Source organism: Streptomyces sp. Ag109_G2-15 (genome assembly GCF_900215565.1).
GTDB classification, from domain to species: domain Bacteria; phylum Actinomycetota; class Actinomycetes; order Streptomycetales; family Streptomycetaceae; genus Streptomyces; species Streptomyces diastatochromogenes.
Window position 1 is genome coordinate 993,378 of record NZ_OCNI01000001.1, and the last position, 14,779, is coordinate 1,008,156.

At 70.9% G+C, this 14,779-nt stretch carries 10 protein-coding genes; 3 read left to right on the top strand and 7 right to left on the bottom strand.

Annotation, left to right across the window (positions count from 1 at the left end):
• Positions 1 to 16: 16 nt before the first annotated feature.
• The 6 genes from ftsH to CRP49_RS04095 all read right to left on the bottom strand — a co-directional run bounded on the left by ftsH (position 17) and on the right by CRP49_RS04095 (position 9,693).
• Positions 17 to 1,954, bottom strand: a complete 1,938-nt coding sequence (gene ftsH, locus CRP49_RS04070) for an ATP-dependent zinc metalloprotease FtsH (protein ID WP_097252186.1) — start codon at positions 1,952 to 1,954, stop codon at positions 17 to 19.
• Positions 1,955 to 2,078: 124 nt separating this feature from the next.
• Entirely contained in the window at positions 2,079 to 3,629 is a 1,551-nt protein-coding gene (gene ffh / locus CRP49_RS04075) for a signal recognition particle protein (protein WP_097252187.1), read from the bottom strand.
• 83 nt (positions 3,630 to 3,712) lie between these two features.
• On the bottom strand, positions 3,713 to 6,160 hold the full coding sequence (locus CRP49_RS04080; RefSeq protein ID WP_097252188.1) for a [protein-PII] uridylyltransferase: 2,448 nt from the start codon (positions 6,158 to 6,160) through the stop codon (positions 3,713 to 3,715).
• A gap of 25 nt (positions 6,161 to 6,185) precedes the next feature.
• Entirely contained in the window at positions 6,186 to 6,524 is a 339-nt protein-coding gene (locus CRP49_RS04085) for a P-II family nitrogen regulator (protein ID WP_030990174.1), read from the bottom strand.
• Positions 6,521 to 7,864: an ammonium transporter gene (locus CRP49_RS04090; RefSeq protein ID WP_097252189.1), complete on the bottom strand. Its 1,344-nt coding sequence runs from the start codon at positions 7,862 to 7,864 to the stop codon at positions 6,521 to 6,523. The genes CRP49_RS04085 and CRP49_RS04090 overlap by 4 nt, the downstream gene beginning before the upstream one ends.
• Before the next feature lie 344 nt (positions 7,865 to 8,208).
• Positions 8,209 to 9,693, bottom strand: a complete 1,485-nt coding sequence (locus CRP49_RS04095; RefSeq protein ID WP_097252190.1) for a hypothetical protein — start codon at positions 9,691 to 9,693, stop codon at positions 8,209 to 8,211.
• 456 nt (positions 9,694 to 10,149) lie between these two features.
• Here CRP49_RS04095 and CRP49_RS04100 point away from each other — a divergent pair, with 456 nt between their 5' ends.
• On the top strand, positions 10,150 to 10,812 hold the full coding sequence (locus CRP49_RS04100; RefSeq protein WP_097252191.1) for a bifunctional DNA primase/polymerase: 663 nt from the start codon (positions 10,150 to 10,152) through the stop codon (positions 10,810 to 10,812).
• Positions 10,813 to 10,908: 96 nt separating this feature from the next.
• Here the strand turns inward: CRP49_RS04100 and ftsY are convergent, their stop codons facing one another.
• Positions 10,909 to 12,111, bottom strand: coding sequence for a signal recognition particle-docking protein FtsY (ftsY, locus tag CRP49_RS04105; RefSeq protein ID WP_097252192.1), 1,203 nt, complete (start codon positions 12,109 to 12,111; stop codon positions 10,909 to 10,911).
• 172 nt (positions 12,112 to 12,283) lie between these two features.
• Between ftsY and CRP49_RS04110 the strand changes: the two genes are divergently transcribed.
• Positions 12,284 to 13,735: a cytosine permease gene (locus tag CRP49_RS04110; RefSeq protein ID WP_097252193.1), complete on the top strand. Its 1,452-nt coding sequence runs from the start codon at positions 12,284 to 12,286 to the stop codon at positions 13,733 to 13,735.
• Between the two features lie 54 nt (positions 13,736 to 13,789).
• Positions 13,790 to 14,761, top strand: a complete 972-nt coding sequence (locus tag CRP49_RS04115; protein ID WP_097252194.1) for an LLM class flavin-dependent oxidoreductase — start codon at positions 13,790 to 13,792, stop codon at positions 14,759 to 14,761.
• Positions 14,762 to 14,779 lie beyond the last annotated feature (18 nt).

Here is a 14,779-nt window from a genome sequence, read left to right on the forward strand (position 1 = left end):
ATCCGCCGGACAGGCACTAGGTGTCAAGGTCCTTGGTGAGGCGTGTGATGCCGGCGATGCGGTAGGCGTCCGCCTCCTCCAGGGTCTCGTTCTCCAGCAGGGCCTGGGCGAGGGCGTCCAACTGGCCGCGGTGGTCGCGGAGTTTGCGGCACGCCTCCTCGTAGCACTCGTCGACGATCCGGCGCATCTCACTGTCGATCACGTCGAGGGTCTGCGGGGCGGCGGCGAGGCCGTAGGCCTGCTGGGCGTCGTTGGGCAGGGCGGAGAGGCGGCCGACCTGGTGGCTCATGCCCCAGCGGGAGACCATCCCGCGCGCGATGTTGGTGACCTGTTCCAGGTCGCTCTCGGAGCCGGTGGTGACCACGCCGTAGACGACCTGCTCGGCCGCCATGCCGCCGAGCGCGCCGATGATCCGGCCGCGCAGGTAGTCCTCGGTGTACGCGTACCGGTCCGCCTCCGGCGTGGACAGCGTGACGCCGAGCGCCCGGCCGCGCGGCACGATGGTGATCTTGCGAACCGGGTCGGCGCCGGGCTGGAGCATGCCCAGCAGGGCGTGGCCGCTCTCGTGGTAGGCGGTGCGCCGGCGTTCCTCCTCGGGCATCACCAGCGGGCGTTCGGCGCCCAGCTGGACCTTCTCCAGCGCCTCCGAGAGGTCGGTCTGTGTCACCTGCTCCTGCTTGCGCTTCACGGCGAGCAGGGCGGCCTCGTTGGCGAGGTTGGCCAGTTCCGCGCCCGTCATGCCCGGGGTCGTACGGGCGACCTGGGCGAGGTCGACGCCCGGGGCGAGCGGGATGTCGCGGGTGTGGATCTCCAGGATGGCCTCGCGGCCGCCGCGGTCCGGGGGCGAGACCTGGACCACCCGGTCGAAGCGGCCGGGGCGGGTCAGCGCCGGGTCGAGGATGTCGGCCCGGTTGGTGGCGGCGAGGACGATGACGCCCTCGGCGCCGGAGAAGCCGTCCATCTCGGTGAGGATCTGGTTCAGGGTCTGCTCGCGCTCGTCGTGCCCGCCCATCCCGGAACCGCCGGCGCGGGCCCGGCCGATGGTGTCGATCTCGTCGATGAAGATGATGGACGGGGCGACCTTGCGGGCCTCCGCGAACAGCTCCCGCACCCGGGAGGCGCCCACGCCGACGATCATCTCGATGAACTCGGAGGCGGAGGCGGAGAAGAAGGGCACGCCCGCCTCTCCCGCGACCGCGCGCGCGAGCAGTGTCTTGCCGGTGCCGGGCGGGCCGGCGAGCAGCACACCGCGGGGCATCTTGGCGCCCATGCGACGGTAGGCGTCGGGGTTCTTCAGGAAGTCCACGACGTCGTTCAGCTCGCCCGCGACCTCGTCGATGCCCGCCACGTCGGCGAAGGTGGTGCGCTTCTCCCCCGGGATCAGCTCCACCGGCTTCGGCGGTGCCTTGCGGCCGAGCATGCCGCCCGCGCCGCCCATCCCCGCGCTCATCCGCCGCGCGATGAACACCCACACCGCGATCAGCAGCAGCATGGGCGCCAGCGAGATCAGCAGGTTGGCGAGAAAGCTGCGGTGCTGGACGACGGGCTCGGCCGTGACGGTGACGTTGTGCTTGGTGAGGTTCGCCCACAGCTGGTCGTCGGCGAAGGACGGCCGCTGGGTGTTGAACTCGGTGTACTTCCCGCCGCTCGGGTTGCTCTGCTCCGTCTTGAGCTTGCCCTGGATGGCGTCGCCCTTGGCGTAGATCTTGCTGACGTTGCCGTCGTTCACCTGCTTGCTGAACTCGGTGTACGAGATCGTCGGCTCGTTGGCCTGATCGAAGAAGGACAGCACCAGGTTGGCGATCAGGTACACGACCAGCGCGGTGAAGACAAGCCGCCACCAGCCGCCGCGCAGCTTGCGCCCGCCGGGCGGCGACTTCGGCGGCTCCTCGGGAGCACCCTCGGTACGCCAGGGCTGGTCCGGCGACTTGCGCGGCGGCGCAGGGTTGGTCATATCGGGACGTTACGACACCGATCCGGCACCGGCACGTGCAGATACGACGGGGGCGCCCCTCCGAAGAGGGGCGCCCCCAAGGTCGTACTGACGTGCTACAGGCCGTACCGCCGTGCTACGGCACTCAGCCCATGAACTTCTTGAACTCGTCCGGCAGCTCGAAGTCCTGAGCGCCCTGCTGCGGCAGCCCGAAGGCGCCTCCGCCCTGTGCGGCGGCCTCACGGCGCTGCGCCGCCTCCAGCTCCTGCTGCTTGCGCTTCATCGGGTTGCCGGAGCGCTGCTTGCCCTTGGCCTGCTTCGGCTGCTTCTTCTGCCGGCCGGGGCCGCCGCCCATGCCCGGGATCCCCGGCATGCCGGGCATGCCGCCGCCCTGGGCCATGCGGGACATCATCTTGCGGGCCTCGAAGAACCGCTCGACCAAGCCCTTCACCGCGCTGACCTCGGCGCCGGAACCCTTGGCGATACGGGCGCGGCGCGAGCCGTTGATGATCGTCGGGTCCTGGCGCTCGGCCGGGGTCATCGACTTGATGATCGCGGCCATGCGGTCGACGTCCCGCTCGTCGACGTTGTTGATCTGCTCCTTGATCTGACCCATGCCCGGCAGCATGCCGAGCAGCTTGGAGATGGAGCCCATCTTCCTGACCTGCTCCATCTGGGCCAGGAAGTCGTCCAGGGTGAAGTCCTGGCCCTTCTTCGACGCCAGCTTGGAGGCCATCTTGGCGGCCTCTTCCTGGCTGAAGGTCTTCTCCGCCTGCTCGATCAGGGTGAGCAGGTCACCCAGGTCGAGGATGCGGGAGGCCATCCGGTCCGGGTGGAACGCGTCGAAGTCCTCGAGCTTCTCGCCGTTCGACGCGAACATGATCGGCTTGCCGGTGACCTGGCGGATCGACAGGGCGGCACCACCACGGGCGTCACCGTCGAGCTTGGAGAGCACCACACCGTCGAAGCCGACGCCGTCGCGGAAGGCCTCGGCGGTGTTGACGGCGTCCTGACCGATCATCGCGTCGACGACGAACAGGATCTCGTCCGGAGAGACGGCGTCGCGGATGTCCGCGGCCTGCTGCATCATCTCCTGGTCGATGCCGAGGCGGCCGGCGGTGTCCACGATCACGATGTCGTGGACCTTGGTCCGCGCGTGCTCGATGGAGTCCTTGGCGACCTTGACCGGGTCGCCGACGCCGTTGCCCGGCTCCGGGGCGTAGACGGCGACACCGGCGCGCTCGGCGACGACGCTCAGCTGGTTGACGGCGTTCGGGCGCTGGAGGTCGGCGGCGACCAGCAGCGGCGAGTGGCCCTGCTCCTGGAGCCACTTGCCGAGCTTGCCCGCGAGGGTGGTCTTACCGGCACCCTGCAGACCCGCCAGCATGATCACGGTCGGGGGCTGCTTGGCGAAGCGCAGGCGCCGGGTCTCGCCACCGAGAATGGTGACGAGTTCGTCGTTGACGATCTTCAGCACCTGCTGGGCCGGGTTCAGCGCCTTGGAGACCTCGGCGCCGAGCGCGCGCTCCTTGACGTTCTTGATGAACGTCCGGACGACCGGCAGGGCCACGTCGGCTTCGAGGAGCGCGATACGGATCTCGCGCGCGGTGGCGTCGATGTCCGCCTCGGAGAGCCGTCCCTTGCCGCGCAGGCTCTTGAAAGTCGCTGACAGGCGATCGGAGAGAGTGTCGAACACGGCGCTCGCGGTCCTCGGGGTCGGTGATGGCTGCTGGGAATCGCCCTCCAGGGTATCCCGGCGGTGAACTCATCGGGGAAGGGTCATCCCCGCAGGGTCTCCTCGAGCACCCGGGCCAGCGAGTTCGCGTCCTGTGCGGGCAGGGGCGCACCCGTGCCGGTGGTGACGTAGAACGCGTCGACGGCGTTGGCGCCCAGAGTGCTGACATGCATGCTGCGCACCCGCACCCCGGCCTTGTCCAGGGCCATCCCGATCCGGTGCAGCAGTCCGGGGGCGTCCTGGGTCCGCACCTCGATCACCGTGGCGTGGTGGGAGGCCGCCGGGGCCACCGTCACGCGGGGCGGCGGGGCCACCCAGCCGCGGCGGCGCGGGTAGGCCGCGTCCCGCTCGGCGAGGCGGCCCGCGATGTCGAGGGAGCCGTCGAGGGCGCGGACGAGGTCGGCGCGCAGCCGGGCGGCCTGGGGCAGGGAGCCGTACTCGGCCGCGACCCGCCAGTTCAGCAGCAGGACCGCGCCGTCGTCGACGTCGTCGGGCAGGCTCAGGGCGCTCAGCTCGGCCGTGCGGACGGTCAGGCGGTGCACCGCGAGGACGCCGGCGACCGCGGGCAGCACGGCGGGCTGGTCCGGTACGGCGATGAGCAGCTCCACACCGAGCGGCTCGGGCGAGCCGGCGGCCTCCTCCGGCACCGGCTCGGTCTGTGCGCGCAGGGCGAGGACCGGGCTGCCGGTGCGGAAGGCCTCGATGGCGAGGCGTTCCTGCTCGGCCGTGGGCGCGGCGGGCTCGGGTTCCTCGGGGGCGTCCCCGGCGAGGACGGCGGAGACGCGCCGCACCAGGTCGGCGACGAGGGAGCCGCGCCAGGACGACCAGGCGGCGGGTCCGGTGGCGAGGGCGTCCGCCTCGGTGAGGGCGTGCAGGAGTTCCAGCGTGCTCTGGGTGCCGACGGCCTCGGCGACCGAGCGGACGGTCGCCGGGTCCTCCAGGTCGCGCCGGGTGGCCGTTTCGACGAGCAGCAGATGGTGCCGTACCAGCGTGGACAGCACCGCCACGTCCGCGCGGTCGAAGCCGATCCGCGCGGCCACGTCCTTGGCGATGATCTCGCCCGCAACCGAGTGGTCACCGGGCCAGCCCTTGCCGATGTCGTGCAGGAGGGCGGAGACGAGGAGCAGGTCGGGGCGGCCGACCCGGCGGGTCAGCTCGGAGGCGCCGACGGCCGTCTCGATCAGGTGCCGGTCCACGGTCCAGATGTGGACGGCGTTGCGCTGCGGGCGGCAGCGGACCCGCTCCCAGTCCGGCAGGAGGCGGCTGATCAGGCCCTCCGCCTCCAGGGCCTCCCAGACGTCGACGGTCGGGCGGCCGGAGCCGAGCAGGGTCACCAGCTGTTCGCGGGCCTCGGCGGGCCAGGGCGTGGGCAGGGGGCGCGCGGTGGCGGCCATGCGCCGTACGGCGTGCAGGGAGAGCGGGAGTCCGGCCTGCGCGGCGGCGGCCGCGGCACGCAGGGGGAGCACGGGGTCGCGTTCGGGGCGTGCGGTCCGGGCGAGCACCACCTCGCCGTCCTGCTCCACCACCCCCTCGGCCAGCGGGGAGCGCTCGGCGACCGGCTTGCCGCCGCCCAGCATGGCGCGCAGGCGTGGGCGGACGGCGCGCGAGCGCAGCACGCGCCCCACCTCGCGCCAGGTGACATCACTGGCGTACGAGATGACGCGCGCCGCTTCGTAGACCTGCCGCAGCAGGGTGTCGGCGTCCAGCAGTCCCAGCTCGGCCGCCACCTGGTCCTGTTCCTGCAGTGCGAGCCGGTCGGTGGCCCGGCCGGTGGCCAGGTGCAGGGCGTCCCGGACGTCGAGCAGGCGCCGGCGCGCGTCCGCGAGGCCCTCGCGCGGGGCGTCGGCCAGCCAGGAGGCGGCCACGGCACGCAGGGCGGTGGCGTCCCTGAGGCCGCCGCGGGCCTCCTTGAGGTCGGGTTCCAGGAGGTACCGCAGCTCGCCCTGGCGTTCGGCGCGGTCGGTGCAGAGTTCCTGGAGTTCGGGGAGGCGCTTGGGTGCCTGGTTGCGCCAGTCGGCCAGGACGGCCGTACGCAGTCCGGCGGTGAGGCCGAGGTCACCGGTGAGATGGCGGGCGTCCAGGAGGCCGAGTTGGACTTTCAAATCCTCTGTGGCGGTCTTGCGGGCCTCCGCCGGGGTGCGGACGGAGTGGTCGAGGGCGAGGCCCAGGTCCCACACCGGGTACCAGAGGCGGTCGGCCAGGGCGGCGACCGCGCCGGGGTCGCTCCCGTCGTGCAGCAGCAGGAGGTCGAGATCGCTGCGCGGGGACAGCTCGCCACGGCCGTAGCCGCCGACGGCGACCAGTGAGACGCCCGTGAGTCCGTCGGCCGCCGCCGTGAACAGCCCGGCGAGCCAGTCGTCGGTCAGTTCGGCGAGGGCGGCACGGCGCGGCGGCCCGGACCGCGCTCCTTCGGTGAGGAGGCGCAGCCGGGCCGCCGCGTAGCCGCTGGGTCCCGAGTCATCCGCTTCGTTCCGCACATCCGTACCCGTCACCCAGCGACTCCTGTCTTCTGTCGTGTCAGAGCGCGTCCGGGCCGCGCTCGCCGGTACGGACCCGTACGGCCGTCTCGACCGGCAGGGACCAGACCTTGCCGTCACCGATCTTGCCGGTGCGGGCCGCCTTGACGATGACCTCGATCAGCTGCTCGGCGTCGTCGTCCTCGGCCAGTACCTCGATACGGATCTTGGGGACCAGGTCGACGGTGTACTCGGCACCGCGGTAGACCTCGGTGTGGCCCCGCTGACGACCGTAACCGCTTGCCTCGGTGACCGTCAGCCCGTGGACGCCGAAGGCCTGCAGGGCCTCCTTGATCTCATCCAGCCGGTGAGGCTTGACGACGGCGGTGATGAGCTTCATGCGTCCACCTTCTTGCTGTGCGTGGCGGCCAGGGCCGGGGAGGCCGCGGCGGATCCGATGACACCGCCGCCGGCGCCGCTGAAGTCGTATGCGGTCTCGGCGTGCTCGGCCTGGTCGATGCCCGAGACCTCCTCGTCCTCGCTGACCCGCATTCCGATGGTCTTGTCGAGGAGGAAGGCGAGGACCGCGGAGGCGATCAGCGAGTAGGCCAGGACCGCACCGACACCGGCGCACTGCTTCCACAGCTGGGTGAAGGTGTGGTCGCCGTAGAAGACGCCCGTGGCGGCGGACTGGCCCTTGCCGGTGGCGAAGAAGCCGATGAGCAGGGAGCCGATGATGCCGCCGACCATGTGGACACCGACGACGTCGAGCGAGTCGTCGTAGCCGAACTTGAACTTCAGCCCGACGGCCGCGGCGCAGGCGACACCGGCGATGGCGCCGACGGCGATCGCGCCGAGCGGGGAGACCGCGCCACCCGACGGGGTGATCGCGACCAGACCGGCGACCGCACCGGAGGCGGCGCCCAGCGTGGTGAACGCGCCGTGCCGGATCTTCTCGTAGGCGAGCCAGGCCAGCATGGCGGCGGCCGTCGCGACCTGCGTGTTGACGAACATCAGCGCGCCGACGCCGTCGTCGTTGCCGAGCCACGAACCGGCGTTGAAGCCGAACCAGCCGAACCACAGCAGACCGGCACCGAGCATGACCAGCGGGAGGCTGTGCGGGCGCATCGGGTCCTTCTTGAAGCCGACGCGCTTGCCGATGACCAGGATCACGCCGAGGGCACCGGCACCGGCGTTGATGTGCACCGCCGTACCACCGGCGAAGTCGATCACACCGAGCTTGTAGGCCCAGCCGTCGGCGCCCCAGACCCAGTGGGCGACCGGGACGTAGACGATCGTGAGCCACAGGGCGATGAAGAGCGACCAGGCGGAGAACTTGACGCGGTCCGCGAGCGCGCCGCTTATCAGGGCCGGCGTGATGATCGCGAACATCAGCTGGAACACCATGAAGACGAAGATCGGGATGGTGTAGCCGTCCCACAGCTCCGTCAGCCCGATGTTGCTGAGGCCGAACCAGTCGGAGTTCCAGCCGATGAGGCTGTTGTGCGTGCCGAATGCGAGGGAGAAGCCGTAGAGCACCCACAGAATGGTGACGATGCCCATGCTGATGAAGCTCATCATCAGCATGTTGAGGGTGCTCTTGACCCGGACCATGCCTCCGTAGAAGAAGGCCAGGCCCGGGGTCATGAGCAGCACCAGGGCGGAACAGATGAGCATGAAGCCTGTGTTCGCGGAGGACAGCTTGGGTGCCTCCGCGGCAAGCGTGATGGCTGGTGCCATCGGCGTCTCCTCGTCGGTTGGTACGGCCCCGTGCGGGCGAAGCCTGAGAGCGGTCCGGTTCAGTGAGGGGTGGGCCGGTTATGCGCCATGAGATTGGCGCAGCGCGGTTTCGGTGGAAGCCCCTCGTTGTTTCGCCGGGGTGACGAAGGCGCCCTGTGTGTTACGCGTAGATGAAGTGCGAGATGTCTGGCTGCGGGATCGTTATCGTGGCGCAACCTTCTCCGGAGGATCCCTCCGGAGGAAAGGGCCGGCCGCGGCGGGCCTCTCGATGACCTGGCGTGGGGGAGCCGAGTCGGGCAGTTCGGGAGGACCGGCCGCGGCCGGGGCATGCGTGTCCTTCGGGGTCAGACGGCCTCGGCGGTCTCCGGGAGGTCGACGGCGAGCTGGTCGGTGAGGTCGACGACGGCGCTGAGATCGCCGAAGTCGCGCACGGCCGTGTCGACCGTCTTTCGAATACGAGTGTTCACACGCTCGGAGCGGACCTTCTTGGCGATGTCCATGGCCTGCGAGGCGTACTCCGTGCTGCGCTCGGGCTCGCGCTGGAGCAGGTGCACGGTGGCCATGCCGATCAGGTTCAGCGCATACGACCGCTGGTGCTCGCTGTCCTTGGCGAACAGCTCCACGGCCTGCTGCATCAGCGGCTCGGCCAGCGAGGCGTAGGTGGGGCTGCGTCCGGCGACGTAGGCGAGGTCGCGGAAGGAGTGGGAGTTCTCCCCGTACAGCTCGGCCTCGGAGAAGAAGCGGATCCAGTCGGGGTCCGGCTCGTCCCACTCGTCGGCCTCGCCGAAGGTGTCCTCGGCCATCCGGACCGCCCGCTTGCACTTGCCGGGCTGGCCCATGTTGGCGTAGGCGCGGGCCTCCATCGCATACAGCATGGACTGGGTGCGCGGGCTCGCGCAGTCGCGGCTGCCGTACTGGGCGAGGTGGATCAGCTCCAGGGCGTCGTCGGGCCGGCCGAGATGGATCATCTGGCGGCTCATGCTGGAGAGGATGTAGGAGCCCAGCGGCCTGTCGCCGGCCTCCTTGGCGGCGTGCAGGGCGAGGACGAAGTACTTCTGCGCGGTGGGCTGGAGCCCGACGTCGTACGACATCCAGCCGGCCAGCTCGGCCAGTTCGGCGGCGACCTTGAAGAGCTTGCGGGTGGTGGCCTCGGGCTGGGGTTCCTGGAGGAGGTCGGTGACCTCGTGCAGCTGGCCCACGACCGCCTTGCGGCGCAGGCCGCCGCCGCACTGGGCGTCCCACTGGCGGAACATCCGGGTGGTGGACTCCAGCAGGTCCAGCTCGGGCTTGGACAGCCGGCCGGGCCTGCGGGACTCGAAGACGGGCTCGGGCTCGAACTCGGGCGGGACCGGCGAGGAGGGGGCCGGCACGAGCCAGCGCTGCATGGGCTCGATGAGGGACGGGCCCGCGGACAGGGCCAGCGAGGTCCCGAGGAAGCCGCGCCGCGCCAGCATCAGGTCGCTGCGCGAGAACTCGCTGAGCAGGGCCACCGTCTGCGGACCCGTCCAGGGCAGGTCGACGCCGGACGCGGAGGGTGACTGACGGGCGGCGCGCAGACCGAGGTCCTCGATGGAGACGACACAGCCGAAGCGCTCCGAGAACAGCTCGGAGAGGATCCGCGGGATCGGCTCGCGCGGGTTCTCCCCGTCCAGCCAGCGGCGCACCCGTGAGGTGTCCGTGGAGATGTGGTTGGCACCCAACTGGCGTGCCCTTCGGTTCACCTGGCGGGCCAGCTCGCCCTTGGACCAGCCGCTGCGCACGAACCACGAACCGAGCAGCTCGTTGGGGCGCTTGTCAGCGTTCGTACCGCTACCGCCGTTGCCGCCCACTGGAACGCCCCCATCCCTGAGACCACTTGTCGCCGAATGCGCCAAGCCCTATCAGAATGCCGGTAAATACGGCCTCCGTCCGCCGGTTCTCACCCTTCGAACGAGCTGACGACTTGCCTCCGGCATACCCACGGGTGCATGTGCCCCCAGGCCTCGCACACTCACAGTAATCCTACGATCACCGACCCAGCCATGGCGATCCCTGAAACGCCACCATTCGCCACCCCTTCGAATGAACTCCCGATCGCCTCCACGCGATTCACTTGACATAGGACGGCCGGAAGTGGGCGGAGTGATGCGCGCAGGGGCGCGCGAAGTCCGATGCACCACCCGTGGCGCTGCAAAGCGCCGCCTTGGCCTCGCGGGAGCGGGGGAAGGCGGAGCCGTAGGGTCACGTTCCGCTTCCGTCTCGCTCCGTGTCGTAACCACCGGCGCGCTGGACCCGTTGGAGGGGGCATGGGCTTCACGATCGGCGGCATTCGCGAGATCCGCTCCGGCACGCGTCGGCGCGGCCGCTCGTCGGAGTGCACCGCCGTCGCCGAGTTCACCGGGCTGTGGGGCTGGGACGTGGTGCCGGGCGCACGGGCCGCGGCGGGCGCCTGCTCCTGCGGGCACCCGGACTGTCCGGCGCCGGGCGCGCACCCGCTCGACTTCGCGCCGCAGGTGTCGGCCGGGGCCACGCTCGACGAGGCGTCCAAGGCCTGGGCCGAGTTCCCGGGCGCGTCCGTGATGCTGCCCGTCGGCCGCGCGTTCGACGTCGTCGAGGTCGCCGAGCCCGCCGGGCGCCGCGCCCTGGTCCGCCTGGAGCGCATGGGCCTCCCGCTCGGCCCGGTCGCCGCGACCCCGGACGGCCGCGCCCACTTCTTCGTCGCCCCCGGTGCCGCGGCCGAACTCGCCCAGCTGCTCTACCGCATGGGCTGGGACGACCCCTCCGCCCTGGACCTGCGCGGCCTCGGCCCGGGCACGTACGTCACCGCCCCGCCCTCCGACCGGGGCGGCCTCGGTCCGGTGCGCTGGCTGCGCCCGCCGGCCCTGGACTCGGCGACCCGGCCACCGGCGGCCCGGCTGCTGCTGGGCACGCTGGCGTATGTGGCGCACCGGTCGCGGGCGCGGGCGTGACGGCCGTATCCGCGACGCACATGGCGAAGCGCCCGTCCCCAACTGCACCTTGGGGGCGGGCGCTTCTTTCGCGACTCAGTAAATTTACTGCCTGAGTCAGTCACCGATCAGGGCGTCCACGAACGCCTCCGGCTCGAACGGCGCCAGGTCGTCCGCGCCCTCGCCGAGGCCGATCAGCTTGACCGGCACGCCCAGCTCGCGCTGGACCGCGACCACGATGCCGCCCTTGGCGGTGCCGTCCAGCTTGGTCAGCACGATGCCGGTGATGTCCACCACCTCGGCGAACACCCGGGCCTGCACCAGACCGTTCTGGCCGGTGGTGGCGTCGAGGACGAGCAGCACCTCGTCCAGCGGGGCGTGCTTCTCGACCACACGCTTGACCTTGCCCAGCTCGTCCATGAGGCCGGTCTTGGTGTGCAGACGCCCTGCGGTGTCGATGAGGACCACGTCGACCCCCATCTCCTTGCCTTCCTTGACCGCGTCGAAGGCGACGGAGGCGGGGTCGCCGGCCTCCGGCCCGCGCACGGTGTAGGCGCCGACCCGCTCGCCCCAGGTCTGCAGCTGGTCGGCGGCGGCGGCACGGAAGGTGTCGGCGGCGCCGAGAACGACCGTACGGCCGTCGGCGACCAGGACGCGGGCGAGCTTGCCGGTGGTGGTGGTCTTGCCGGTGCCGTTGACGCCGACGACCATCACGATGCCGGGCTTGCGGTCCTCGGGCTCGGTCTTCACCGTGCGGTCGAAGTCGGTGCCGACCAGCTTGAGCAGCTCGTCGCGCAGCAGGCCGCGCAGCTCCTGCGGGGTGCGGGTGCCGAGCACCTTCACGCGCTCGCGCAGCCGCTCGACCAGCTCCTGCGTGGGCTGCACACCGACGTCGGCGGTGAGCAGCGTGTCCTCGATCTCCTCCCAGGTCTCGTCGTCGAGGTGCTCGCGGGACAGCAGCGTGAGCAGGCCCTTGCCGAGGGCGTTCTGCGAGCGGGACAGGCGGGCGCGCAGGCGGACCAGCCGCCCCGCGGTGGGCTCCGGGATCTCGATCTCGGGAGCCTCGATGACGGGAGGCTCCTCCACGGCGACCGGTGCCGAGCCGCCGGGGAGATCCACCTCCTCGATCGTCCGGCGCGGTTCGTCGCGCGGCGTCTCGGCCTCGTCGCCGACGTGCGGCTCGGCCGGGGGCGCGGTGATGTCGGGCGCGGCGGGCGGCGGCGGGGGCAGCGGCTTCCTGCGCCGGCTGCCGACGATGAGCCCGCCGAGCGCGCCGAGCACGACCACGGCGATGACTACAGCAAGGATGACGGTTTCCATAACCCGTCCAGTATCAGCCATGGGTTACGGCAGAGCCCTGCTTGTACCTTCCTCTGAGAGACAAACGACCCGTAAGGCGAGGAGTCGGACCAAAGTACGATGGCAGCGACTCTATCAACGCGCGTAGAGTCCCCACGTCCCCTGTCCCCCCACCCCTAGGGCATCGTCTTTCATGAGCAAGACAGCCGAGACCGAAGGCGCTCTCGAGACCCGTGGCATCGAGCAGGTACCGGACCACGAGCGCACCGCGAGAACCCGGGAGCTGTTCCCGACCTGGGTCGGCGCCAACATCAGCGTGCTGCTGCTCACCATGGGCGCGAGCCTGGTGGTGGCCTACCACCTGAACATCTGGCAGGCGCTCGTCGTCGCGGTCGCCGCGCCGATCGTGTCGTACGGCCTGGTCGGGCTGATCGGCATCGCGGGCAAGCGCGGCGGGGCGCCCGGCATGGCGCTGTCGCGCGCGGTGTTCGGGCAGCGCGGGAATCTGCTGCCCGGTTCGCTGATCTGGGTAGCCCGCTGGGGCTGGGAGACGATCAACGCGGTGACCGGCGCCTACGCGATGCTCACCATCCTGGACATCGTGTTCGGCATCAAGGCCAACAGCGCGCTGGACCTGGTGACGCTGCTGGTGTTCGTGGTCGCGACCTTCGCGATCTCGGGGCTGGGCATCAACGCCGTCCAGAAGTGCAACAAGTACGCGACCTATTTCTTCGGCGTCTTCTCGCTCCTGGTCCTGGTGTACCTGGCCGTGAACACCGACTGGTCGAAGGTGACGGCCCACAGCGCCGGTTCCACGGCGGCGGTGATCACCGGTATCGGCATGATCGCGGCGGGTGGCGTCAGCTGGATCCCGTCGGCACCCGACTTCACCCGGTATCTGCCGCGCACGGCGTCGTCGAAGGCGATCGTGGGCACGGCGGTGGGCGGTGCCGGCATCGTCGTGCTGCCGATGGTGCTGATGGGCGCGGTGATGGCGGTCGCCACCCCCGACCTGGCCTCGGCCTCCGACCCGGTCTCCTTCCTCGGCGAGATCCTGCCGACCTGGATCGCGGTGCCGTACCTGCTGATCGCGCTGATCGGCATGCTGCTGATCAACTCCATGTCGATGTACTCGGCCGGCTTCACCGCGCAGACCCTCGGCTTCAAGGTGCCGCGGCACTGGGCGGTCTCGGTCAACGCCGTGATCTCGCTGGTCTTCGGCGGGGTGCTGATGCTGGTGGCGACCAGCTTCATGGGCTCCTTCATCGCCTTCCTCTCCCTGCTCGCGGTGGCCTTCTCCGCCTGGGTCGGCGTGTTCGGCGCGGACATGCTGCGCCGCACGGAGTACGACGGCCGCGCCATGACCGACACCACCCGCACCAGCGCCTACTGGTACCGGGGCGGCTTCTCCCCCGCCGCGGTGGCCGCCTGGGCGATCGGCCTGGTGGCGGGCCTGATGTTCACCACCTCGGACTGGTTCACCGGCCCGCTGGCGAAGAACAACGTCATCGGCGAGTACGGCCTGGGCTGGGTCGCCACGATCGTGATCTCCGGCCTGCTGTACCTGGCGCTGCCGAAGCCGGCGGTGGTCACACCGCGGGCGGCGGAGGAGGAGGCCAAGGAGGCCGAGCCTCTGGCCGTCTGACGCTCCGTCAGCTACCGTCCCCCTCCACCGAGCCGCACCGGAGGGGGACTTCCCATGCCCGTCACGGTCGTACGTTTCAACCTCGTCGCTCCCGGCGCCACCCCCGCCGCTCTCGCCGCCCGCTACCGGGCCGCCCTGGAGATGGCCGCGTACGCGGACCAGCACGGGATCACCACCGTGCAGACCGAGGAGCACCACGGCGCGGACAACAACTGGCTGCCCTCGCCGTTCGCCTTCGCGGGCGCGGTGTTCGGGGCGACCCGGAACATCGCGGTGACGGTGTCGGCGGTGATCGGCCCGCTGCACGATCCGCTGCGGCTGGCCGAGGAGATCGCGGTGCTGGACCTGCTCAGCGGCGGGCGGCTGGTGACGGTGGCCGGGATCGGCTACCGGCCCGAGGAGTACGCCCTGTTCGACGTGGACTGGAAGCGGCGCGGCCGGCTCCAGGACGAGCTGCTGGAGACCCTGCTGAAGGCGTGGACCGGCGAGGAGTTCACCTACCGGGGCCGTACGGTACGGCTCACCCCGCGCCCGTACACCGATCCGCACCCCCTGCTGCTGGTCGGCGGCTCGTCGAAGGCCGCCGCCCGCCGGGCCGCCCGGCTCGGCCTGCCGTTCTTCCCCAGCGCGCATCTGCCGGAGCTGGAGGCGTACTACAAGGAGCAGCTGACGGAGTACGGCACCGAGGGCTGGACGATGATGCCCGCCGCCGAGACTCCGCTGCTGCACGTCGCCGAGGATCCGGACCGGGCGTGGTCCACGTACGGCGAGCACTTCCTGCACGAGGCCCGGACCTACGCCTCCTGGCAGTCCGGCGACATCCGCTCGGCGGTGAAATCGGCGGCCACGACGGTCGAGGAGCTGCGCGCGGAGGGCGTGTACCGGATCCTCACACCGGAGGAGTGCGTGGCGCAGGGCCTGGACAGTCTCGTACTGCATCCGCTGGCGGGTGGGATGCCGGCGGCGGAGGGGTGGCGGAGCCTGCGGTTGTTCGCGGAGCGGGTGGTTCCGGTGCTGGGGAGCTGAGCTGCGGCGATAACCGGT